At 65.8% G+C, this 22,993-nt stretch carries 23 protein-coding genes; 10 read left to right on the top strand and 13 right to left on the bottom strand.

The genetic code is table 11. From position 1 onward, the window contains the following. Positions 1 to 28 precede the first annotated feature (28 nt). The 3 genes from yajC to queA form a co-directional block, all read right to left on the bottom strand. Positions 29 to 364, bottom strand: a complete 336-nt coding sequence (gene yajC, locus LQV39_RS23795; RefSeq protein ID WP_230029665.1) for a preprotein translocase subunit YajC — start codon at positions 362 to 364, stop codon at positions 29 to 31. A gap of 165 nt (positions 365 to 529) precedes the next feature. Continuing rightward, the gene (tgt, locus tag LQV39_RS23790) at positions 530 to 1,669 is read right to left on the bottom strand and encodes a tRNA guanosine(34) transglycosylase Tgt (RefSeq protein ID WP_230029664.1); all 1,140 of its coding nucleotides are present in this window, start codon (positions 1,667 to 1,669) and stop codon (positions 530 to 532) included. Positions 1,670 to 1,675: 6 nt separating this feature from the next. Then, positions 1,676 to 2,698 (bottom strand): tRNA preQ1(34) S-adenosylmethionine ribosyltransferase-isomerase QueA, encoded by a 1,023-nt coding sequence (queA, locus tag LQV39_RS23785; RefSeq protein ID WP_230029704.1) that lies wholly within the window; start codon positions 2,696 to 2,698, stop codon positions 1,676 to 1,678. 87 nt (positions 2,699 to 2,785) lie between these two features. Between queA and recG the strand changes: the two genes are divergently transcribed. Continuing rightward, positions 2,786 to 4,879, top strand: a complete 2,094-nt coding sequence (recG, locus tag LQV39_RS23780) for an ATP-dependent DNA helicase RecG (RefSeq protein WP_230029663.1) — start codon at positions 2,786 to 2,788, stop codon at positions 4,877 to 4,879. A gap of 284 nt (positions 4,880 to 5,163) precedes the next feature. Then, a complete protein-coding gene (locus LQV39_RS23775) occupies positions 5,164 to 5,907 on the top strand; it encodes a CPBP family intramembrane glutamic endopeptidase (protein WP_230029662.1) in 744 nt (247 codons plus the stop codon). A 102-nt stretch (positions 5,908 to 6,009) separates the two neighbouring features. Here the strand turns inward: LQV39_RS23775 and LQV39_RS23770 are convergent, their stop codons facing one another. Together LQV39_RS23770 and LQV39_RS23765 are read right to left on the bottom strand one after the other, a co-directional pair. Further along, entirely contained in the window at positions 6,010 to 6,351 is a 342-nt protein-coding gene (locus tag LQV39_RS23770) for a hypothetical protein (RefSeq protein ID WP_230029661.1), read from the bottom strand. An 89-nt stretch (positions 6,352 to 6,440) separates the two neighbouring features. Further along, a complete protein-coding gene (locus LQV39_RS23765) occupies positions 6,441 to 7,415 on the bottom strand; it encodes a GlxA family transcriptional regulator (RefSeq protein ID WP_230029660.1) in 975 nt (324 codons plus the stop codon). Positions 7,416 to 7,504: 89 nt separating this feature from the next. On the opposite strand from LQV39_RS23765, the gene LQV39_RS23760 reads away from it, so the two are divergent. Continuing rightward, positions 7,505 to 8,194, top strand: coding sequence for a DJ-1/PfpI family protein (locus LQV39_RS23760; protein ID WP_230029659.1), 690 nt, complete (start codon positions 7,505 to 7,507; stop codon positions 8,192 to 8,194). A 41-nt stretch (positions 8,195 to 8,235) separates the two neighbouring features. Here LQV39_RS23760 and LQV39_RS23755 read toward each other — a convergent pair whose 3' ends face one another. From LQV39_RS23755 to pyrC, 5 genes are all read right to left on the bottom strand, one after another. After that, a complete protein-coding gene (locus tag LQV39_RS23755) occupies positions 8,236 to 8,595 on the bottom strand; it encodes a hypothetical protein (RefSeq protein ID WP_230029658.1) in 360 nt (119 codons plus the stop codon). Between the two features lie 151 nt (positions 8,596 to 8,746). Continuing rightward, on the bottom strand, positions 8,747 to 9,121 hold the full coding sequence (locus tag LQV39_RS23750; RefSeq protein WP_230029657.1) for a 50S ribosome-binding protein YggL: 375 nt from the start codon (positions 9,119 to 9,121) through the stop codon (positions 8,747 to 8,749). Between the two features lie 18 nt (positions 9,122 to 9,139). Beyond that, complete coding sequence (locus tag LQV39_RS23745; protein WP_230029656.1) at positions 9,140 to 10,138, bottom strand: Gfo/Idh/MocA family protein; 999 nt, start codon at positions 10,136 to 10,138, stop codon at positions 9,140 to 9,142. Beyond that, complete coding sequence (locus tag LQV39_RS23740) at positions 10,131 to 10,964, bottom strand: DUF3025 domain-containing protein (protein WP_230029655.1); 834 nt, start codon at positions 10,962 to 10,964, stop codon at positions 10,131 to 10,133. The genes LQV39_RS23745 and LQV39_RS23740 overlap by 8 nt, the downstream gene beginning before the upstream one ends. 6 nt (positions 10,965 to 10,970) lie before the next feature. After that, entirely contained in the window at positions 10,971 to 12,020 is a 1,050-nt protein-coding gene (gene pyrC, locus LQV39_RS23735; RefSeq protein WP_230029654.1) for a dihydroorotase, read from the bottom strand. A gap of 149 nt (positions 12,021 to 12,169) precedes the next feature. On the opposite strand from pyrC, the gene LQV39_RS23730 reads away from it, so the two are divergent. From LQV39_RS23730 to LQV39_RS23720, 3 genes are all read left to right on the top strand, one after another. Continuing rightward, on the top strand, positions 12,170 to 12,907 hold the full coding sequence (locus LQV39_RS23730; RefSeq protein ID WP_230029653.1) for a sulfite exporter TauE/SafE family protein: 738 nt from the start codon (positions 12,170 to 12,172) through the stop codon (positions 12,905 to 12,907). A gap of 95 nt (positions 12,908 to 13,002) precedes the next feature. Beyond that, complete coding sequence (locus tag LQV39_RS23725) at positions 13,003 to 13,455, top strand: FixH family protein (protein WP_230029652.1); 453 nt, start codon at positions 13,003 to 13,005, stop codon at positions 13,453 to 13,455. Between the two features lie 8 nt (positions 13,456 to 13,463). Continuing rightward, positions 13,464 to 14,720, top strand: coding sequence for a cytochrome-c peroxidase (locus LQV39_RS23720; RefSeq protein WP_230029651.1), 1,257 nt, complete (start codon positions 13,464 to 13,466; stop codon positions 14,718 to 14,720). Here the strand turns inward: LQV39_RS23720 and LQV39_RS23715 are convergent. Continuing rightward, positions 14,714 to 15,439 carry an amino acid ABC transporter ATP-binding protein gene (locus LQV39_RS23715; RefSeq protein WP_230029650.1) on the bottom strand — a complete coding sequence of 242 codons (726 nt, stop codon included), beginning with the start codon at positions 15,437 to 15,439 and terminating at the stop codon, positions 14,714 to 14,716. The genes LQV39_RS23720 and LQV39_RS23715 overlap by 7 nt on opposite strands. 172 nt (positions 15,440 to 15,611) lie before the next feature. On the opposite strand from LQV39_RS23715, the gene LQV39_RS23710 reads away from it, so the two are divergent. Continuing rightward, positions 15,612 to 16,883 (top strand): dicarboxylate/amino acid:cation symporter, encoded by a 1,272-nt coding sequence (locus LQV39_RS23710; protein WP_230029649.1) that lies wholly within the window; start codon positions 15,612 to 15,614, stop codon positions 16,881 to 16,883. A 114-nt stretch (positions 16,884 to 16,997) separates the two neighbouring features. After that, positions 16,998 to 18,080, top strand: coding sequence for a type II asparaginase (locus LQV39_RS23705; RefSeq protein ID WP_230029648.1), 1,083 nt, complete (start codon positions 16,998 to 17,000; stop codon positions 18,078 to 18,080). A 78-nt stretch (positions 18,081 to 18,158) separates the two neighbouring features. Here LQV39_RS23705 and LQV39_RS23700 read toward each other — a convergent pair whose 3' ends face one another. Beyond that, positions 18,159 to 19,031: a Kdo hydroxylase family protein gene (locus LQV39_RS23700; RefSeq protein WP_230029647.1), complete on the bottom strand. Its 873-nt coding sequence runs from the start codon at positions 19,029 to 19,031 to the stop codon at positions 18,159 to 18,161. Positions 19,032 to 19,035: 4 nt separating this feature from the next. Beyond that, complete coding sequence (locus LQV39_RS23695; protein ID WP_230029646.1) at positions 19,036 to 20,892, bottom strand: ABC transporter ATP-binding protein/permease; 1,857 nt, start codon at positions 20,890 to 20,892, stop codon at positions 19,036 to 19,038. Between the two features lie 62 nt (positions 20,893 to 20,954). Between LQV39_RS23695 and LQV39_RS23690 the strand changes: the two genes are divergently transcribed. Both LQV39_RS23690 and LQV39_RS23685 read left to right on the top strand, forming a co-directional pair. After that, positions 20,955 to 21,389 (top strand): acyl-CoA thioesterase, encoded by a 435-nt coding sequence (locus tag LQV39_RS23690; protein ID WP_230029645.1) that lies wholly within the window; start codon positions 20,955 to 20,957, stop codon positions 21,387 to 21,389. 7 nt (positions 21,390 to 21,396) lie between these two features. Continuing rightward, positions 21,397 to 22,977 (top strand): alkaline phosphatase, encoded by a 1,581-nt coding sequence (locus LQV39_RS23685; RefSeq protein ID WP_230029644.1) that lies wholly within the window; start codon positions 21,397 to 21,399, stop codon positions 22,975 to 22,977. Positions 22,978 to 22,993: the final 16 nt, after the last annotated feature.

Raw genomic sequence — 22,993 nt, 5'->3', positions numbered from 1 at the left:
GATAGGGGCCGTGCGGCTGGTTACGGGGTTACAGGGCCTTCAGCGTGCCCTTCGGCAGCAGGGTGGTGACGGCGTTCTTCTGCACCACGATTTCGGTACCGGCAGCCACTTCGATGGTGACGTAGGCGTCGGCCACCTTGGAAACGCGGCCCAGCACGCCGCCGACGGTGATCACTTCGTCGCCCTTGGCCAGCGCGTCCATCATCGTCTTCATTTCTTTCTGACGCTTCTGCTGCGGACGGATCATGATGAAATACATGACCACGAACATGATGATGATCGGCGCGAACGTCGTCAGGCTGCCCATGATGCCAGGATCGGCGGCGCCGGCTGCGGTTTGGGCGTAAGCGTTGGAAATGAACACAAGGACTCCGATTTATAAGAATGTGAAAAAACAAGCGCTGTATTCTAGCACCCGCAAACTGTCAACAGCCAGTTTCGGGGATGTGGGACCGTCATGCCGGTTTGCAAGACGTTGCTGAAAAAATAATGCGGCGATCGTGGGCACCCCGTGCCCACATTGCATAATTTACACGCCGCGGGCGCGGTCGGCATTGAACTGCAGGCGGAACTCATGGAAGCGGTCGCCATCGATCGCATCGCGGATTTCCTGCATCAAATTCAGGTAATAGTGCAGGTTGTGAATCGTATTCAGGCGCGCCCCCAGGATTTCCTTCGAACGGTGCAGGTGGTGCAGATAGGCGCGCGAGAAATTCTTGCAGCAATAACAAGTGCAGGACTCGTCCAGCGGCGCGGTGTCATCCTTGTAGCGCGCGTTCTTGATCTTGAGGTCGCCAAAGCGGGTGAACAGCCAGCCATTGCGCGCGTTACGGGTCGGCATCACGCAGTCGAACATGTCGACGCCATTCGCCACGCCCGCCACCAGGTCTTCCGGCGTGCCCACGCCCATCAGGTAGTGCGGCTTGTTTTCCGGCAGGCGCGGGCCGACGTGCTCGAGGATGCGCATCATGTCTTCCTTCGGCTCACCGACGGAAAGGCCGCCGATCGCCAGGCCCGGGAAATCGATGTCTTCGAGGCCGGCCAGCGATTCGTCGCGCAGGCGCTCGTACATGCCGCCCTGGACGATGCCGAACAGCGCGTTCGGGTTCTCGCCGCGATTGAACTCGTTCATCGAGCGCTGGGCCCAGCGCAGCGACATGCGCATCGACTTGGCGGCCTCCTCGGCCGTGGCCGGGCGGCCGTCGATCTCGTAGGGGGTGCATTCGTCGAACTGCATCACGATGTCCGAGTTCAGCGAGCGCTGGATCTGCATCGAGATTTCCGGCGACAGGAACTGGCGCGAACCGTCGATCGGCGAGGCGAACTTCACGCCCTCTTCCGTGATCTTGCGCATCGCGCCCAGCGAGAACACCTGGAAGCCGCCGGAATCGGTCAGGATCGGCTTGTCCCAGCCCATGAAGCCGTGCAGGCCGCCGAACTTGTCCATCACCTCGGTGCCCGGGCGCAGCCACAGGTGGAAGGTGTTACCGAGGATGATCTGCGAGCCGACTTCTTTCAGCTCGAGCGGGTCCATCGCCTTGACGGAACCGTAGGTCCCGACCGGCATGAAGATCGGCGTTTCGATGGTGCCGTGGTTGAGTTTCAAACGGCCGCGGCGTGCGTGGGACAGGCCGCTGGTGTCTTTTTTAAGAAGGGTAAATTCCAGCATTGTCTATCAATTATCTTTACGGGTGAGCAGCATCGCGTCGCCATAGCTGAAGAAGCGGTATTCGCTGGCGATCGCGTGGGCGTAGGCCTTGCGGATTTCGTCATAGCCGGCAAAGGCCGAGACCAGCATCATCAGGGTCGACTTGGGCAGGTGGAAGTTCGTGATCAAACGGGTCACGGTCTTGAACCGGTAGCCCGGGGTGATGAACAGGCGGGTGTCGCCGCTGCCCGCCACCAGCTGGCCGGACTGCGAAGCCGATTCCAGCGCGCGCAGCGACGTGGTGCCGACCGCCACCACGTCGCGGCCCGCGGCCCTGGCGGCTCGCACAGCGTCGACGGTCTCCTGCGCGATCGTGTACCACTCGCTGTGCATGTTGTGCTCGGCCAGGTTCTCGACACGCACCGGCTGGAAGGTGCCGGCGCCCACGTGCAGGGTGACGTAGGCGATGTTCACACCTTTCGCGGCCAGTTTATCGAGCAGCGGCTGGTCGAAGTGCAGGCCGGCGGTCGGCGCGGCGACGGCGCCCGGCTCTTTCGAATAGACGGTCTGGTAACGCTGCTCGTCGAATTCGTCGGCGTCGTGGGCGATGTAGGGCGGCAGCGGCAGGCGGCCGTGGGCCTCGATCAGGTCGAACACGTCGCCCTCGAAATGGAGCGTGAAAAACTCGCCGGCGCGCTCGCCGGTGGTGACGTCGAAGGCGTCGGCCAGGCGGATGCGGTTGCCGGGCTTGGGCGATTTGGATGCCCTGACCTGCGCCAGCACGGTGCGGTTGTCGAGCACGCGCTCGACCAGCACCTCGACCTGGCCGCCGGATTCCTTCTGGCCGAAGAAGCGCGCCTTCAGCACACGCGTATTGTTCATCACCAGCACGTCGCCGGCCTGGAGCTGGTCGACGATGTCGGCAAAGGTGCGATCCGTGATGCGGTCGCCGTCGAGCTGCAGGAGGCGCGAAGCGCTGCGGTCGGGTAGCGGCACCTGCGCGATGCGCGCTTCCGGCAGGTCGAAATCGAAATCGGAGAGGGAGTAGATTCTGCTCATGATGGGAAAACAGTGCCAGGAGCCTTACAATAGAAGCTCAAGCGTATGCGGCGAACCCTCTATTTTACACCAGCCTTTATGCCCGCAACCAAAGACAAGGCTGCCGCCAAGCCCGCAGCCAAGCCAGCAACATCGGTCCAGAAGACCATCGAGAGCAAATTAGCAAAGCTCGGCCTGCGCACCGACATGGACCTGGTGCTGCATCTGCCGATGCGCTACGAGGACGAGACCGAGATCGTGCCCATCCGCGAGGCCTGCCTGCGCGGCGGCCACGTCTCGCAGGTCGAAGGCATCGTCAGCAAGAATGAAATCACCTATAAACCGCGCAAGCAGCTGCTGGTGTCCATCGCCGACGAGACTTCGGACATCCAGCTGCGCTTCATGAATTTCTACGGCAGCCAGGTCAAGCAGCTGGCCGAAGGCACCCGCGTGCGGGCGCGCGGCGAGGTGCGCCATGGCTTCTTCGGCGCCGAGATGGTTCACCCCGTTTATAAAATCGTCAACGAGGGCGCGCCCCTGCCGGCCTCCCTGACCCCAGTCTATCCGGCCGGCGAAGGCCTGTCGCAGACGATTCTGCGACGCGCGATTGCCGACGCCATGAAGCGCGTCGACTGGACGGATACGGTGCCGCGCGCGGTGCGCGAAAAGCTGTCGCTGGCCGAGTTCCAGCCGGCCGTGCGCCTGCTGCACTACCCGCCGCCGGAAGTCGACGAGAACGCCCTGATCGAAAAGACCCACCCGGCCTGGACCCGCGTGAAATTCGACGAGCTGCTGGCGCAGCAGCTGTCCCTGAAACGCGCCCAGCAGGCCAGGCGCGAAAAGGGCGCGCCGCAGCTGAGCACCGTGGGTGCGCTGTCTTCAAGCTTCCTCGAAGCCCTGCCCTTCAAGCTGACCAATGCCCAGGCACGCGTGGTGCAGGAGATCAGCAAGGACCTGCACGAGAGCTATCCGATGCAGCGCCTGCTGCAGGGCGACGTCGGCAGCGGCAAGACCGTGGTCGCCGCGCTGGCGGCCGCCCAGGCCATCGACAGCGGCTACCAGGCGGCCCTGATGGCGCCGACCGAGATCCTGGCCGAGCAGCACTTCCGCAAGATCGCGGCCTGGATGGAGCCGCTGGGCGTGAAGGTCGCCTGGCTGACCGGCAGCCTGAAAAAGAAGGAAAAGCAGGCCGCCAGCGAGATGGCGGAATCGGGCGAAGCCAATCTGGTGATCGGCACCCACGCGCTCATCCAGGATTCGGTGCAGTTCGCGAAACTGGGCCTGGTGCTGGTCGACGAACAGCACCGCTTCGGCGTCGGCCAGCGCCTCACCTTGCGCAACAAGGGCAGCGACGGCCTGGTGCCGCACCAGCTGATGATGTCCGCGACGCCGATCCCGCGCACGCTGGCCATGACCTATTACGCCGACCTGGAAGTGTCGGTGATCGACGAGCTGCCGCCGGGCCGCACGCCCATCGTCACCCGCGCGATCGACCAGAACCGGCGCGACGAAGTGATCGAGCGCGTGCACGCGGCGGCGCTGGAAGGCCGCCAGGTCTACTGGGTGTGCCCGTTGATCGAAGAGTCGGAAGCGCTGCAGCTGCAGACCGCCACCGACACTTTCGAGACCCTGGCGGCCTCCCTGCCCGACCTGGTGGTGGGCCTGGTCCACGGCCGCATGAAACCGGCGGAAAAGCAGGTGATCATGGATGCCTTCTCGGCGGGGCACGTGCACGTGCTGGTGGCGACCACCGTGATCGAGGTCGGCGTCGACGTGCCGAACGCCTCGCTGATGGTGATCGAGCACGCCGAGCGCTTCGGCCTGTCGCAGCTGCACCAGCTGCGCGGCCGCGTGGGCCGCGGCTCGGCGGCCAGCGTCTGCCTGCTGCTGTATCAGAGCCCGCTCGGCCACGTCGCCAAGCAGCGCCTGATGACGATGCGCGAGACCACCGACGGCTTCGAGATCGCGCGCCGCGACCTCGAGATCCGCGGCCCCGGCGAATTCCTGGGCGCGCGCCAGTCCGGCGAAGCCATGCTGCGCTTCGCCAACCTGGAAACCGACCAGTGGATCGTCGAACAGGCGCGCGACGTCGCGGCCTGGCTGCTGGCGTCCGACCGGCCCGAGGCCGAGGCGATCGTCGATGCGCACCTCCTGCGCTGGCTGGGCGGGCGCGAGGAGTTCCTGAAGGTGTAAGTCGTCAAGCCGTCGTCCCCGCGAAGGCGGGGACCCAAGTTTGCGAGCATCAGACCGTGGTGTCTTCCTTGCTGGCGTGGCCATCATCGGGCCTGGTCTTTTTACTGGCCTTGCCCTTGGCCTTCCTGGACTTGGCGCCGGCCTTGGGCTGAGCCCCCAATGTACACCCATCCGTAAATACGGCCTGTTCCGCGAATTCTGCCGTCCGTCGCAAAGCGATGGCCCGGCCGGCGCGTGGTCTTTACAGTGCGCTCGTCACTACAACAACAACGAAGAGACCAGCCATGCACACCGCCCGCAACACCGAATCCCCCGTCCCTTTCGCCATCGCCTGCGCCGTCGGCCAGTTCCTGCTGACGATCGCGATCCTCAAGTTCGGCTTCAGCCTGGCCGCGCCCGAAGCCCACGGCAAGGTCAAGCTGATCGCCTTCGCTTCGACCATCCTCTACCCGCTGGTGCTGGCCCAGGCCTTCGGGTTGTGGCAGCGGCTGGCGCTGGGCCTGAACCGCATCCGGCTCGAGCCGGTGTTCCTCGCCAGCCTGTCGACGGCTGCGCTGTTCCTGCCCTGGGGCCTGCGCAGCGCTGACAACGGCAAGCTGCTGTCCGATTTCACGATCCAGCTCTTCAACGCCTTCGGCGAAGAGCTGCTGTTCCGCGGCGTGATCTTCGCGCTGCTGCTGTCGCTGCCGGTCTGGCGCGGGATCGTGCTGAACGGCCTGCTGTTCGGCGCCATGCACCTGATTCACGGCTTCATGGGCACCGACTGGAAGACCGCCTCCGGGCAGATGCTGGTGACCTCGGTGTGCGGCATGATGTTCACCGCCGTGCGCTACCGCACCGGCAGCCTGTGGCTGTGCGTGATCCTGCACATGGTCCTGAACCTGTGCATGATGTATTCGAAGGTGCAGGGCGCCGCCGGATCGACGGTGTTCCTGGTGGAGCGCGGCGCCAATCTCATCGAGCTGGCGCTGGTGGCCTGGGTGATCGTGGCCGCGCGCCGCACTGCCGCGGCGCCGGCTACGGCCTGATGGTAGAGCGTCTGACAAGCCCCAGGGCAAGGCGCATCGTCGAAGACAGTACGTTAGTACGGCGAGACGAATGCAACGCCGCCATGGGGATTGTCAAGCGCTCTACTCCGACCTGGTCAGCTCGACGCCGTCAACCGTCATCTTCCACTTGCCGCCCTCGCGGTGCGGCGGCTTGCTGACCACGAAGGTGGAGCGGATCAGGCTGACGCCGACGTCGAAATTGTCGCCGTTGAAGCCCTGCAGGTCGACGCTGAGGCTCAGGTCCTTGCCCGGCTGCTTGCGCTTGTATTCGACCTGGCCGTCCTGCTTGATGTTCAGCCGCATGTCCTTGCCCAGCCATTCGCCCACGTAGGCGATCTTGTCGGCGGGGACAGGCACCGGGGCCGCAAAGCCGGGTTGGGCCGCGCACAGGCAGGCGGCGAGCAGGATGGCGCGACGGATCATGAGGCTCCTTTCAGGGACTGGTTCGGGACGGGACAGCGAAAAGTATCGATGCGCCCGCCGGCCCTGTCAAACACAAACGGATATGCACGTCAGTCCGGGTTCGCCGCATGCATCTCGCGGAACAGGCCCGGGTTCAGGCCGAAGCGCCGCGCAAAGGCTTTCGAAAACTGCCCCTGCGTGGCATAGCCGGACCTGGCGGCGATCTCTTTCAAGGAAGCGCGGGTCTGCAGCAGCTGGCGCGCGTGATCGAGCCTGAGCGTTTCGATGAAGCGGCCCGGCGTCTCGCCGGTCGCCTCGAGGAAGCGGCGGTGAAAGCTGCGCGGTGACATGCCGGCGCGTTCGGCCAGGCGCTCGACGTCCAGGGACTCGGCCAGGTGGGCGCGGATCCATTCGATCAGGCCGGAAAAGGCGGTATCGGCCCTGGCCTGGGCCGCCAGCATGGGGCTGAACTGCGACTGGTAGCCGGGCCGCCGCGCGTACAGCACCAGGCGCTGCGCGATCTCGTTCGCCACCGGCTCGCCGAGATCGCGCGCGACCAGCGCCAGGCACATGTCGATGCCGGTGGTGACGCCGGCCGAAGTCCACACCCGGCCATCCTCGACGTACAGCGCATTGGCGTCGACCTGCAGGTCCGGGTAGTGCCGGCCGAGCAGCGTGCTTCCCTCCCAGTGGGTGGCTACGCGTTTGCCCTGGATGATGCCGAAATGGGCCAGCACGAAGGTCCCGCTGCACACCGAGCCGTAGCGCCGCGCACGGGCGGCTGCCCGCACCATCCAGGCGCGCGCGGCCTCGTCCTGCGCCAGCGCGCGCAAGCCGTCCCCGCTGCCGCCGGCGACCAGCACCGTGTCCATGATTTGTGACTCCACATCACAAATCGCCGCCGTCACCAGCGCGACCCCGCAATTGCTGGCGACGGCGCCGCCGTGCGGCGAGACGATGTGCAGCCGGTAGTGCGGCCCGCCGGGCGCGTCGTTGGCGGCGCCGAACACGGCGGCCGGCCCGGTGATGTCGAGCACCTGCACGCCGTCGAAGGCCAGCAGGGCGATGTGGCGAAGCTTCTTCATTGGCAGGATTTGACCAGAGATTGGCATTCCTGCCAAGGGTGGCGGACCTAGAATTTCCGCATCCCCTACCCTGTCATGGAGAATCCACGATGAGCACGCCCTGCCATATCGGCTTCCTGCTGTTCCCCCACGTGACCCAGCTCGACCTGACCGGTCCCGCGCAGATCCTGAGCCGCATTCCCGGCGCCAGGGTGCACCTGCTGTGGAAGACGCTGGACCCGGTGATGACCGACGTCGGCTTCAGCATCAACCCGACCACCACCTTCGAGGATTGCCCGCCGCTGGATGTGCTGTGCGTCCCGGGCGGCTTCGGCATCGGCGCCCTGTTCGGCGACGGCTATACCCTGGCCTTCCTGCGCCGCCAGGGCGAACAGGCGCGCTACGTGACCTCGGTGTGCAATGGCTCGCTGGTACTGGGCGCGGCCGGCCTGCTGGACGGATACCAAGCCGCCTGCCACTGGATGTGGCGCGGCTACCTGCCGCGCTTCGGCGCGATTCCGGTGGCCGAACGCATCGTCCGCGACCGCAACCGCGTATCGGGCGGCGGCGTCACGGCCGGCATCGACTTCGCGCTGGCGCTGGCCGCCGAGCTGGCGGGCGAGGAAACGGCGAAGCTGCTGCAGCTGAATTTCGAATACGATCCGCAGCCGCCTTTCGATTGCGGTTCGCCCGAGGGAGCTGGGGCGGAACGGGTGGCGAGGTCGCGGGCCTTGCAGGCGGGGAGGTTGAAGCAGGTGGAGGAAGCGATGGATAAGCTGGCGCGATTCGCCAGCGCATGAACGTCGCTCCCGCGAAAGCGGGAACGACGCGTCAGGGGAACTTACTTGGCCGGGGCGGCGGCAGCAACCGTCGCATCCTTGTGCGCTTCAGCCTTGGCAGCCTTGTGCTCGGCCTTCGCTTCCTTCACATCCGCCTTGGCGGCTTCCTTGGTAACCTTGGCGTCGGCCTTGGCTTCCTTCACATCGGCCTTGGCGGCGTGCTTGGCTTCCTTGACGTCGGCTTTTACTGCCGCTTTGGTCTCTTTCACTTCAGCCTTCGCAGCCTGCTTCTCTTGCTTGGCTTCGGCCTTGGCCACTGCAGGCGTCGCGCTCGCTGCCGGGGTGGTGGTGGCGGGCGTCTGTGCTGCGAATGCTGCGGTGGCGAACAGGCCGGCGATCAGGGTAGCGATGGTCTTTTGCATGATGTGGTCCTCAGTTTTGTCTCGGGGTTGTCAGTGCACGTTTGCGTGTCACTTGAGCCTGAAACGAGGCGCCGCATCATGCTGTTGACGGGCTTTACAAAGCCTTACCGCGCTGACATATGCTTACAACTCGACCGTATCAGCGCAGTTTTCAGAACCGGTAGCCGTGCCAGGCATCCTTGAAGTCCTTGGCGCGCGCGTCCGTCACTTCCTTGCGGCCGCGCAGCCAGGTCACCACCGCCTCGCGGTCTTCTTCGGTGGGCGAGCCGCGCTCGATGTTGGCGATCACGCCTTCGGTCTCGCTGAACGGCTCCTTGCCGCCAAAGCCGCCGCCCAGCAGGCCGCGCTGCTCCAGGAAGCCGAAGAAGTCGTTGATGAAGTCGTGGTAGGGCTCGCCGCGCATCGGGCTGTTGAATACCAGTTCGATGTCGAAGCAGTGCTCCTTGAATTCGCCGACGCGCTGCTTCTTGCGCTGGCGGGCGTTCAGGCGGCGCATACGGCCGTTCGTGCGGGGATCGCGTTTCATGTTGTTCTCCTTGTTGGTTTATTCGTTGTTGGCTGCATCGTCAGCCGCATAGTGCACGCCGATCTGGCGCCGCACCTCGTCCATCACGCCCATCAGGGCCAGCGTGTCTTCGTGCGTCATGCCCGGGCTCTCGATCAGGCCCGCCTGCCAGCAGCGTTGCGCCTCGATCGCCTCGTGCACATAGCCGTTGCCGAGGAAGGGCGTGGCCACGGTGCGCGAAATGCCGTCCGCGCGCGCCACCGTCACCGTCTGGGTGCGGTGGAACATGGCGTTCATGCGCACGTGGCCCTGCTCGCCGGCGATGGTCAGCTCGCTCGGCAGGCGCGCGCGCAGCGAGCAGCTGCACACCGACATGCCGCCGTCGCGGTGGCGCAGCAGGAAGCCGGTCTGTTCGTCGACGCCGGTCGGGCCGAGTTCGGCCTGCGCCGCCACCGAGGCCACGGGGCCGAGCAGCGCCACCGCGATCGACAGCGGATAGATGCCCAGGTCGAGCAGCGCGCCGCCGCCCAGCACCGGATTGAACACGCGGTGCTCATGGCCGAAATCGGCCTTGAAGCCGAGGTCCGCGATCACCTGCGTGACCTTGCCGATCTCGCCGGAGGCCACCACACGGCGCACTTCCGCCAGCGCCGGCATGAAGCGCGTCCACATCGCCTCCATCAGGAACAGTTTTTTCGCACGCGCCAGCGCCACCAGTTCTTCGGCCTCGCTGCGGTTCATCGTGAATGGCTTCTCGCACAGCACGCCCTTGCCGGCGTTCAGGGCCAGGCGCACGTTGTCGACGTGGGCCGGGTGCGGGGTGCCGACGTAGATCAGGTCGACGTCGCCGGCCTGCGCCAGTTCTTCATACGAGCCGTAAGCCATGCCACCGAATTCGCCGGTGAAGGCCTGCGCGCTCGCCAAGCCGCGCGAGCCGACGCCGGCCAGCACCGCGCCCGGCGTCTCCTTCAGCGCATTGGCGAAGGCCTTCGCGATCTTGCCGGTGCCGAGGATGCCCCAGCGAACCACATCAGTCATGCTTTCCTCCCTGGTTTGCGTTCTTGTCCGCCCGCTTGGGGCGGAATACGGTGTCGTCGAGATAAAAGGTTTCGTCCTGCCCGGGCCACCAGCCGGGCACGCCCAGCACCGGCAGCGGCGTGAAGGCGGACGTGGCCAGGCCCTCGGTGCAGAGCTGGCCGGCCACCTGCATGTCGATCCAGGCGCGCCGGTCTTCCCAGGGCAATCCGAACCAGGCGGCGGGCGCGAACAGCACCCGCGTATGCGCCGTGATCGCCTTGCGCGGCGCCACCAGTTTTTCCATCAGCGCGTGGCCGAACAGCCAGACCTCCGCGCCGCCGCCGGCGCCGAACAGCGCGCGCTGGACGAAAAGCGTGTCGTGCCAGCGGTGCGCACGCAGGCCCTCGGCCAGTGCGCGGCCCGTATCCGCATCGCGCAGCACCAGCAGGGCCGCGTTCTCGTCGAAGATGGTGGCGGCATCGCGCGCCGGCCCGCGCGACTTGCCCACGCCGGCTTGCGCAATCTGCGCCGCCTGCAGCGCGTTCAGCTCGCGCTTGATGAGCGGGAAGGTCTGCCACACCAGGCCGTTGAAGAAGTCGTGCAGGTTCTCGCGCGTCGGCACGCAGCCGGTGGCGCCGATGAATTCTTCGTAGGCGGTATTCGGTGGCAGCTCGGCCTGGGGCACGAAGCGGATCGGCTGGCCGCGATGGTTCTGCAGGCCCAGCCTGGCCGCGTTGGCGTTGAACCCGGCGATGAAGGGGACGCCGGGGTCCAGGCTGTCGAAGGCGGGACGCACCGCGTCATACCAAGGGTGCGTCCAGTCGATCTGCGCGATCTCCGCAGACATCCGCGCTTACAGCATCTTCCAGTTGAGCTGGTTGCCGGCGTCGAGCGGCACCAGCTGGTGTTCGCCCATCGTCACGCTCGGCGGAATGGTCCAGGCTTCGCGCTTGAGGGTGACGGTGCCCTCGTTGACCGGCAGGCCGTAGAAGGCCGGGCCGTTCAGGCTGGCGAAGGCTTCCAGTTTATCCAGTGCGCCGGCCTGTTCGAAGGCAGTGGCGTACAGCTCCATCGCGTGCAGGGCCGTGTAGCAGCCGGCGCAGCCGCAGGCGCTTTCCTTGGCGTGCACCGCGTGCGGGGCCGAGTCGGTGCCGAGGAAGAAGCGCTCGTCGCCGCTGGTGGCGGCCGTGAGCAGGGCCAGGCGGTGTTCTTCGCGCTTCAGCACCGGCAGGCAGTAATAGTGCGGGTTGATACCACCCTTGAAGATCTCGTTGCGGTTGTACAGCAGGTGGTGCGCCGTGATGGTGGCGGCGATCGGGCCTTCGGCTTCGGCCACGTACTGGGCGGCGTCGCGGGTGGTGATGTGCTCGAACACGATCTTCAGCTCCGGGAAGTCGCGGCGCAGCGGGCGCATCACGCGCTCGATGAACACGGCTTCGCGGTCGAACAGGTCGATGTCGCCATCGGTGACTTCGCCGTGCACCAGCAGCGGCATGTCGAGTTCCTGCATCACTTCCAGGGCCTTGTAGCACTTGCGCAGGTCGGTCACGCCGGCCGCGGAATTGGTGGTGGCGCCGGCCGGGTACAGCTTGACGGCGTGGATGAAGCCGGTCTCCTGGGCGCGGCGGATCTCGTCCGGGTCCGTGTTGTCGGTCAGGTACAGGGTCATAAGCGGCTCGAAGCGCATCCCGGCAGGCAGCGCGGTCAGGATGCGATCGCGGTAGGCGGATGCGTCGGCGGCGGTGGTGACCGGCGGCTTCAGGTTCGGCATGACGATGGCGCGGGCGAACTGGCGCGCGGTGTGCGGCAGCACGGCGGCCATGTGCGAACCGTCGCGCAGGTGCACGTGCCAGTCGTCGGGGCGGATGAGGGTGATGGTGTCGGGGGATTCGATGATGGACATGGCGGCTCTCGGATTGCGAACCGCGACATTTTACCTGCAGGTCTGGAAAGCGGCACGCGCCGGCCTGGGGTGCGCACGATACGTTTCCCCAAAGAACTGAAAAATGCCGAAGACGTTAAAATTAAAGCATTTAAGGTTCACACTTCGGCATGGGTATCGGATTCGACACGCTGGGCCCGCTCGCGTTCATCATCGTTTTCGCCTACACGGTCTTCGGCCTGACCGGCTTCGGCTCGACCATCACCGCCATGCCGATGCTGGTGCTGGTGATCCCGCTGCGCATGGCGGTGCCGCTGATGCTGGTGTTCGACCTCGCCTCCGGCCTGCTGCTGGGGCTCAAAAACCGCCGCTTCATCGAACGCCGCGAAGCGCTGCGTCTCGTGCCCTTCATGCTGGGCGGGATGGCCTTCGGCGTGCTGGCCCTGGTCAAGGCGCCCGAGCGCATGCTGCTGGTGATCCTCGGCGTCTTCATCCTCTGCTATGCAGCCTGGAGCCTGATGGTGCGCGGCAAACCGCAGCCGCTGGCGGGCGCCTGGGCCGCGCCCTTCGGCGCCGTCGGCGGCATCTTCACCGCCCTGTTCGGCGCCGGCGGCCCCTTTTATACGATCTACCTGACGCGGCGCCTGCCGGACAAGCTGACCCTGCGCGCCACCATCAGCGGCGTGCTGTTCTTCAGCGCGGTGGCGCGGCTGGTGCTGTTTTCCAGCGCCGGCCTGTACAAGCAGGAATCGCTGCCGCTGATGGCGGCGCTCCTGCTGCCCTGCGCATTGGGAGGACTCTACCTGGGCAACCACCTGCACCAGCGCCTGCCCGCCGAACGGATCCGGCAAGCGATCTGGGTAGTGCTGATCGTGGGCGGCGCCAGTCTGGTGCTGCGTAATCTTTAGATCAAAAATGCGCTTGACCTTCCCATGATGGGAAGCTTGAAAGTAGCGTCCATACCGCCAAGCGGTCCCTGTGAACCTACTTTGGAAGCGCAATCATGGTCTCAAAAAAGATAATCCCGTTCCTGGCCTTCCTGGCCCTGTCCCTGCTGGCTGGCTGCAGCATGTCGCCCCCGTCCGACCTCGACGTGTCGCCGCGCCGGCATACCGCCAAGCACAACTATGTCGTCGACATCCACCCGGTCGGCGGCCCCGCGGACCTGAACAAGATCCACGCCTGGGAAGTCCATGTCGTGTCGCCTGCCGGCCAGCCCGTCGATGGGCTGAAGATCGCGGTCGACGGCGGCATGCCGCAACACGGCCACGGCTTGCCGACGCGGCCCCGGGTCACCCGCTACCTCGGCGAGGGCCGTTACCTGGTGGAGGGCATGAAGTTCAGCATGACCGGCTGGTGGGAAATCAAGCTGAAGCTCGACGGCGCGGCGGGTAGCGATAGCGTCACCTTCAATACCATCGTCGACGGCCGCGCCGGGCGGCTCGCCGGCCGCTGAGGCCCGCCATGAAACCGCTATTCTGGAAACTGCTGCTGGCGTTGGCCGCCCTGATGGCGGCGGGCGCCGCGCTGGGCGCGTTCGCGTCGCAAGGCAGGGATGGCTGGAGCATCGAGGAGTTCGGCATCCTGTCCTCGCTCAGGCTGAGCGAGCTGGAACGGGCGCCGGCCGATCCTTCGAATGCCGTCGAAGGGGATGCGGATGCCGCGCGGCTCGGGAAACAGATGTTCGCCGATCCGCGCTTCAGCCGCAACGGCTCCGTCTCCTGCGCCAGCTGCCACCAGCCGGACAAAGCCTTCCAGGACGGCCTGCCGGTAGGACAAGGTGTCGGCACCGGCCTGCGCCGCACGATGCCGCTGGCCGCCGCCGGCCACGCGCCTTTCATGTTCTGGGACGGCCGCAAGGACAGCCTCTGGGCGCAGGCCCTCGGTCCGCTCGAAGACCAGGCCGAGCACGGCGGCAGCCGCCTGGCTTATGCCCACCTGGTCAGAGCCCACTATCGCACCCAGTACGAAGCCCTGTTCGGCCCCCTGCCCGCCCTGAGTAAACTGCCTGCGGAAGGCGGGCCGCTGGGCACGCCGGCGCAGCGCGCCGCCTGGGCCGCCATGAGAGAGGACGAGCGGCGCGAGGTGTCGCGCGTGTTCGCCAACATCGGCAAGGCGATCGCCGCCTACGAGAAGACGCTGCGCTACGGCGAATCGCGGCTGGACCGCTACATTGACGGCGTCGTCAACGCGGACCGCACGGCGCAGCTGCTGCTGAACGCCCAGGAAAAGAACGGGCTGCGCCTGTTCATCGGCAAGGCGCAATGCGTGACCTGCCACGCCGGCCCCCTGTTCACCGACCAGCAGTTCCATAACACCGGCATCGCCCCGCGCACGCCAGGCCGTCCGGACCTGGGACGCGGCGCAGCCCTGGCGGCGCTGCTGAAGGACGAGTTCAACTGCCTCGGCCCCTACAGCGATGCCAGACCCGAACAATGCGAGGAGTTGCGCTTCCTGCAGGCCGACGACCACGCGCTGGACGGCGCATTCAAGGTACCCGGCCTGCGCAATGCCGCCGCCAGGAGTCCGTACATGCATGCCGGCCAGCTGGCATCCCTGCGCGAGGTCGTGGACCATTACAGGCGCGCGCCGGCGGCGGCGGCCGGGCACAGCGAACTAAAACCGTTGCGCCTGTCCGAGAGCGAGCTGCGCGATCTGGCCGCCTTCCTGGGCGCCCTGGACAGCCCCATCGTCGAGGAGGCCGCCGGCAAGCGTCAGTGAATGATCCGGGCCAGGAATTCGCGCGCCCGCTCGGACTTCGGCGCCGTGAAGAAATCGTCCTTCGCGCTCTCCTCGACGATGCGGCCGTGGTCCATGAACAGGATGCGGTCGGCCACCCGGCGCGCGAAGCCCATCTCGTGGGTCACCACCATCATGGTCATGCCGTCCTGGGCCAGGCCGGTCATCACGTCCAGCACCTCGCCCACCATTTCTGGGTCGAGCGCGGAGGTCGGCTCGTCGAACAGCATGGCGATCGGGTCCATCGCCAGCGCGCGCGCGATCGCCACGCGCTGCTGCTGGCCGCCGGAGAGCTGGCTGGGGAACTTGTCCTGGTGCGCCAGCAGGCCGACCCGTTCCAGATACTTCAGGCCGTTGGCGGTGGCTTCCTCGCGCGAGCGCTTCAGGACCTTCATCTGGGCCAGGTTCAGGTTGTCGCGCACGGACAGGTGCGGGAACAGCTCGAAGTTCTGGAACACCATGCCGATCTTCGCGCGCAGCGCCGGCAAACGGGTGGACGGATCGCCGACCGCGGTGCCGTCGACGTGGATGCTGCCCTGCTGGAAGGGCTCGAGGCCGTTGACGGTCTTGATCAGGGTCGACTTGCCCGAACCGGAGGGGCCGCAGACCACCACGACGTCGCCGCGTTCCACCCGCGTGCTGCAGTCGCTGAGGACCTGGAATGTTCCATACCACTTGCTGACATTGTCTAGTTCGATCATGTGCTTATATATGTGTTCCCATGCATTTGAGCGTGCTTGACAGCACCATCGGCCCCTAGGATACTGCGGAACTTGTCAAGATTGTCAGCATTGTGCCCGAAAAGCCAGGGAAGCAGGACGGACGATCCCGCCTGATTCCACCGCGCCGCCGCCACCACCAGAAGGAAGCCCTATGAATAATCGAAACCGCCTGACCACTTATATTCTCGTGGGGCTGGTGCTCGGCATTGCCGCCGGCTATATCGCGCACACGAACCTCGCTGATCCGGCCGGCTTCGCCGACACGCTGTCGCTGGTGACCACCCTCTTCCTCCGCCTGATCAAGATGATCATCGCGCCGCTGGTGTTCTCGACCCTGGTGGTCGGCATCGCCAAGATGGGCGACGCTTCGGAAGTCGGCCGCATCGGTGTCAAGGCGCTGGGCTGGTTCATCATCGCTTCGATCCTGTCGCTGACCCTGGGCCTGGTCCTGGTGAACGTGTTCCGCCCGGGCGATGCGATGGCCGCCGCCGGCCACCTGCCGGCCGTGACGGAATCCTCGGGCATCGCCGTCACCGGCCTGACGCTCAAGGAATTCATCACCCACCTGGTGCCATCCTCGATCGTGGACGGCATGGCCAGGAACGAGATCCTGCAGATCGTGATCTTCTCGATCTTCTTCGGCACCGGCGCCGCTGCCGTGGGCGCGCGCGCCACCCCGCTGATCGACGCCATCGACGGCGCCGCCCACGTGATGCTGAAAGTGACCGGCTACGTCATGAACTTCGCGCCGGTCGCGGTGTTCGCGGCGGTCGCCAGTGTGATCGCCAAGAGCGGCGTCAGCGTGCTGGCAACCTACGGCGTGTTCATGGGCGAGTTCTACCTCGGCATCGCGCTGCTGTGGATCGTGCTGATCGCGATCGGCATCCTGTTCGTCGGCCCGCGCATCCTGCAGCTGCTGCGCGAACTGCGCGAACCGACCATCCTGGCCTTCACCTGCGCCTCGTCGGAAGCCGCCTTCCCGAAAACCCTGGAAGGCCTCGAGCGCTTCGGCGTGAAGAACCGCCTGGCCGCCTTCGTGCTGCCGATCGGTTATTCGTTCAATCTCGACGGCTCGATGATGTACTGCACCTTCGCCACCATCTTCATCGCCCAAGCCTACGGCATCGAAGTGCCGCTGTCGACCCAGATCACGATGATGCTGGTGCTGATGCTGACCTCGAAGGGCATGGCCGGCGTGCCGCGCGCCTCGCTGGTGGTGATCGCCGCGACCCTGAACCAGTTCCACATTCCGGAAGCCGGCCTGCTGCTCCTGCTGGGCATCGACCACTTCCTGGACATGGCCCGTTCGGCTACCAACGTGATCGGCAACGGCATCGCCACCGCCGTGGTTGCGAAGTGGGAGGGTGAGCTGGCCAATCCGACCGCGGCGGACAAGGATATCGCTACTTCGCCGCTGCGCTAAATTTTCATCCGTCGTCCCCGCGCAGGCGGGGACCCAAGTTCTGCGTGCGCTAACGTAACGCGAACAAACTTGGGTCCCCGCCTGCGCGGGGACGACGCATTTTTGGAGACCTGCATGACCTACCTGAAATCCGTGCGCAACGTATTCGCGCTCTTCCTCTGCCTGTTCGCCCTCGCAGCGCAAGCCCAGACCGCCGCACCGGCCAAGCTGCCGAACGTCGTCATCCTCGCCACCGGCGGCACCATTGCCGGCACCGGCGCGACCAGTACCACCACGGTCGGCTATACCGCTGCCACGGTCGGCGTCGATGCCCTGATCAAGGCCGTGCCGGAACTGCAGAAGGTGGCGCATGTGAGTGGCGAGCAGGTGTTCCAGATCGCCAGCGAGAATATGGGCAACGAGCAGTGGCTGAGCTTGGCCAAGCGCGTCAACGCCCTGCTGGCGCAGCCCAACGTGGACGGCATCGTGATCACCCACGGCACCGACACGATCGAGGAGACCGCCTACTTCCTGAACCTGGTCGTGAAGAGCAGGAAGCCGGTGGTGGTGGTCGGTGCGATGCGTCCGTCGACCGCGATCTCGGCCGACGGCCCGATCAACCTGTACAACGCGGTGCTGACCGCCGGCAGCCTGGAAGCCGTGGGTAAAGGCGTGCTGGTGGTGATGAACGACCAGATCAACGCCGCGCGCGAAGTCACCAAGACCAACACCGTCACCACCGACACCTTCAAATCGCCGGAACTGGGCATGCTGGGCTACGTGGTCGGCAACCAGCCGCACTTCTACCGCGCCTCGACCCGCAAGCACACGGTGGACACCGAGTTCGACATCTCGAAGCTGGACACGCTGCCGGCCGTGGACATCGCCTACACCTACGCCAACGTCGGCCCGACCGCCGTCAACGCCTTCGTTGCCGCCGGGGTCAAGGGCCTGGTCCACGCCGGCGTGGGCGACGGCAGCCTGCCGACCAAGGTGCGCCCTGCCTTATCAAGCGCGCGCGCAAAAGGCGTGATCGTCGTGCGTTCGAGCCGCGTCGGCCAGGGCATCGTGGCGCGCAATGGCGAAGCCAACGACGACGAACTGGACTTCGTGGTGTCGGATACGCTGAATCCGCAGAAGGCGCGGATTCTGTTGATGCTGGCGCTGACGAAGACGAATAACACCAAAGAGATTCAGCGGATGTTTTATACGTATTGAAGCGCTTGGGCACGGCGTGCCCACCCTACGTAACGCACAAAAGCCGCCCTCGGGCGGCTTTTTCATTGGCGATTCGGTTTATACCAGCGGATGCCCCTGCAAGCGCGTCAGAATCGCCAGCGGGCTGGCCTCCTTGTCGTACTGCTGCGCCGGCGACAGCTGCGCCGTGTATTCCATCATGAACTGCCCCGACATCACCGAGTGCGAAGTCTGGTCCGAGAAGCACACCCAGGCACAGCCTGGCGGGAAGCCGAAGGTGACCTGCGGCGCGTTCTTCTGGTAGTCGAGGTCGGACTTCATGGCGTCATGCAGCTGCAGCATCAGGTGGTCGTACTCGCTGCGCAGCGACTTGGTCACGTGCAGCGCGTTCAGGGCTTTGGCCTGCCACGCCACATAGGGCTTCAGGCGCGGCAGGAAGCGGCGCGCCACATCTTCGAAGGGCTCGCCCACGCGCCACACGCGCGGCACGCCTTCCAGGTTCACGTTGGTGAACACGCGCAGCAGGCGCTCGCCGCGGTTCGGGCGCGAGGGGAAGGCGTCGACGTGCAGACGGCGGTCGTCGGCGCGCCAGGACTGCACGCGGGTCTCGACTTTCGACGGGCGGAAGCTCACGGAGCCGCGGCGCAGGTGCTCGCTGTAGCGCGGCACCAGCTTGCCGAGCAGACCCTCGGCCTGGGCGCGGAAGCGGCCTATCATGCCGGCCGCCAGCGCCTGGGTGGCATCGTCGCCGATCACGCCTTTCAGGCGGCCAGCGGCGTCCAGGCTGATGTTGCGGATCTTCGGGTCGCGGATGTCTTCGCGGAACAGCGCCAGCTCTTCCTTCTGCGGTGCGAAGCCGTGTTCGCCGAAGTTCGGGAAGTACAGCACCTTGCCGGCTTCCAGCGCGGCGATCCAGGCCGGATTGCCGTGGCCGACCTCCTGCATGTCGATCTCGACGATCTGGTTTTCCATGTTTTTATTCCTGTTCCTGTTCCAGTTCCAGCGGCGGCGATGCCAGGTCTTCGTCCTGCCTTGCCTGCTGCCGGTCCCACATCTGTTGATACAGTCCACGCTGCGCGATCAGCTGGGCGTGCGTGCCGCGTTCGACGATGCGGCCGTGGTCGAGCACCAGGATCTGGTGCGCGTCGGCGATGGTCGACAGGCGGTGCGCGATCACCAGGGTCGTGCGCTGCTTCGCGATTTCCTTCAGCTGCGCCTGGATCGCCTGCTCGGACCTGGAGTCGAGGGCCGACGTCGCTTCGTCGAAGATCAGGATGGCCGGGTTCTTCAGCAGCGTGCGCGCGATCGCCACGCGCTGCTTCTCGCCGCCGGACAGCTTCAGGCCGCGCTCACCCACCATTGTCGCATAGCCGTCGGGCAGGCTTTCGATGAAGTCATGGATGGAGGCGGCGCGCGCGGCCGCCACGATGTCCTCGCGGCTGGCGCCCGGACGGCCGTAGGCGATGTTGTATTCGATGGTGTCGTTGAACAGCACCGTATCCTGCGGGACGATGCCGATCGCGTGGCGCAGCGAATCCTGGGTGATGTTGCGGATGTCCTGGCCGTCGATGCAGATCGAGCCCTGCTGCACGTCGTAGAAGCGGAACAGCAGGCGCGACAAGGTCGACTTGCCCGAGCCGCTGTGGCCGACCACGGCGGTGGTGGTGCCGGCCGGGATGGTGAAGTCGACGTCGAACAGGATCTGGCGCTTGGGGTCGTAGTTGAATTCGACGTGCGAGAACTCGACCTTGGCGCCATGCGTCACGAGCGGCCTGGCTTCCGGTGAGTCGGCCACTTCGCGGTGCTGCTCGAGAAGGCCGAACAGGCGCTCCATGTCGGCCAGGCTTTGCTTGATCTCGCGGTAGATCACGCCCAGGAAGTTGAGAGGAATGTACAGCTGCAGCATGAAGGAGTTCACCAGCACGAGGTCGCCCAGGGTCATGGTCTTGTCGATCACGCCCTGCGTCGCGCGCCACAGGATGGCGGTGACGGCGGCGGCGATGATCAGCGACTGGCCGCTGTTGAGGAAAGACAGCGAGGTCTGCGAACGCACGGCGGCACGCTCGTAGCCCTGCAGGCCTTCGTCGTAGCGCTTGGCTTCGTAGTCCTCGTTGCCGAAGTACTTGACGGTCTCGTAGTTGATCAGCGAGTCGATGGCCTTGGTGTTGGCCTTCGAATCGAGCTCGTTCATCGTGCGCCTGAAGTGGGTGCGCCATTCGGTGACGACGATGGTGAAGGTAATGTAGGTGACCAGCGCCACCGCGGTAATGATCGAGAACCACTTGTCGTAGCGCGCGGCCAGGTAGCCCAGCACCAGCGTGATCTCGACCAGGGTCGGCAGGATCGAGAACAGCGAGTACGACACCAGCGAGCTGACGCCGCGCGTGCCGCGCTCGATATCGCGCGTCATGCCGCCGGTCTGGCGGTTCAGGTGAAAGCGCAGCGACAGCGCGTGCAGGTGGCGGAACACTTTCAATGCGATGGTGCGCACCGCGCGCTGGGTCACGCGCGCGAACAGGAATTCACGCAGCTCGGTGAACAGCGTGCTCGAGAAGCGCAGCGCGCCATACGCGAACAGCGCGCCGAGCGGCAGCACCAGCAGCGCGTAGGGATTCGATGGCGAGATGCTGAGGCTGTCGACGATATTCTTCAGCACCAGCGGCACGCCGATGTTGGCGACCTTGGCGCCAATCAGGCAGAGCAGCGCGGCCATCACGCGCCATTTGTAGACCCACAGATAGGGCAGCAGCGTGCCGATGACCGCCCAGTCGTTGCGCTTGGCGTTCGGGTCGGCCGCGGGCGGCAGGGATGAGCTTGGAGAGGAGCGTCGCATGACAGGAATTCTTTATTTATGGTTCAATCTGGGACGATTGTAGCTTTTACCGAGATTTCAAGATGACCCAGCCAGAAAACCAGACACCATCCACTACCCGCCTGCCTGAAGGAAAGATGCCGGTGCTGCGGATGATGCCTGCCCCGTCCGATGCCAACGTCTACGGCGACGTGTTCGGCGGCTGGATCATGGCCCAGGTCGACGTTGCCGGCTCGCTGCCGGCCGTGCGCCGCGCGAATGGCCGCGTCGCCACCATCGCCGTCAACTCCTTCCTGTTCAAGAACCCGGTCTTCGTCGGCGACCTGCTGTCCTTCTACGCCGACATCGTCAAGGTCGGCAATACTTCGATCACCGTCTACGTCGAAGTCTACGCGGAGCGCAACCGCCTGCAGACCAACGTGGTCAAGGTGACCGAAGCCACCCTCACCTATGTCGCCACCGGCGCGGACCGCAAGCCGCGCCAGCTGCCGCCGCTCGAAGCGCTGATCGCGGAATAACACAAGGATGTCATCGCGCCGCCTGTTCCTGCTGGATGCGGCGCGCCTGGCCGCGGCTGTTACTGCTTCCGGCTTTGTACGTGCGGCGCCGTCGAATGCGACCGGCTATCCGTTCAGCCTGGGGGTGGCTTCCGGATCGCCGCTGCCGGATTCCGTCATCCTGTGGACCCGCATCCTGCCCGATCCGCTCGATGCCAGCTCGGCGCCCAGGCTGGCCGTGCCCTTGCGCTGGGAAGTCGCGCAGGACGAGGCCTTCCGCCGCATCGTCGCGAAAGGCAGCGCCGTCGCCACGCCGGAGCTGGCGCACAGCGTGCGCGTGAATGTGGGCGGCCTGCAGCCCGGGCGCTGGTACTTTTATCGCTTCCTGTTCGGCGATGCCGTCAGCCCGGTCGGCCGCACGCGCACCGCCCCAGGCGCGGGCAGCATGCCGGACATGCTGAAACTGGCCGTGGCCTCCTGCCAGCACTGGGAATTCGGCAGCTATGCCGCGCACCGCTACATCGCCGAGGCTGCGCCGGACCTGGTCGCCTTCCTCGGCGACTACATCTACGAATGGGGCGCCTTCCGGCGCCAGCATCCGCAGCCGGGGGAGCGTATCGTGCGCCAGAACGAGTCGTTCGACTTGACGAGCTACCGCCAGCGCTACGCCCAGTACAAGACCGATCAGGACCTGCAGGCGGCCCACCTGGCCGCACCCTGGATCGTGACCTGGGACGATCATGAGGTGGCCAACGATTACGGCGGCGACCACGACGAGCGTCTATCAATCGATTTTTCGGCCCGGCGCGCGGCGGCCTACCAGGCCTTCTACGAGCACATGCCGCTGCGCCTGCCGCCGCCGCGGAGCTTCGCTAAGGTGCGCATGTTCCAGCGTGTCGACTGGGGGCGGCTGGCGCGCTTCCACGTGCTCGACGACCGCCAGTACCGTGCTTATCAAGCCTGCCCGCGCAAGGACCGGGGCGGCTCGAACTCGGTGGGCCCGCGTGCCTGCCCTGCCCTGCTCGACCCCTCGCGCAGCATGCTGGGCCTGGAGCAGGAAGCCTGGCTGGAAGACGGCCTGAAATCCTCGAAGGCGCGCTGGAACATCCTCGCGCAGCAGACCCTGATGGCGCAGTCGACCCAGGTGCCGATCGTCGGCGCGGACGGCGGGCGCTTCTGGACCGATGGCTGGGATGGCTATCCGGCGGCACGCCGGCGCCTGTTCGATGCTCTGGTATCGAGCCGCGCGAGCAATCCGCTGGTGCTGGGCGGCGACGTCCACACCTTCTATGCGACCGAACTGCGCGCCGACTTCAGCCGGCCGGCCTCGCGCGACAACCCGCTGATCGCGACCGAATTCGTCGGCACCTCGGTGACCTCGAGTTCGCGCCCGCAGGAACGCACCTTGCAGTATCTGGCAATGAACCCGCACATCAAGTATGGGCGCAGCGACAGGCGCGGTTACATGCTGATGGAGCTGACCCCGAAGGAAACGCGGACGCGGTTCATGGGGCTGGATGATGTAAAGGATCCGCAGACGGCGCAGCGCGAGCTGGCGGCGTTTCGGGTGGCGGATGGGAAGGCGGGCGTCGAGATTACGACCGGCTGACACGAACTCGCCAAGC

Origin of the sequence: Massilia sp. Bi118 (genome assembly GCF_918697865.1) — a bacterium.
Taxonomy (GTDB): domain Bacteria; phylum Pseudomonadota; class Gammaproteobacteria; order Burkholderiales; family Burkholderiaceae_D; genus Telluria.
The sequence above is the reverse complement of the archived record's forward strand: the minus strand, read 5'-3'. Positions and strand labels throughout refer to the sequence as shown.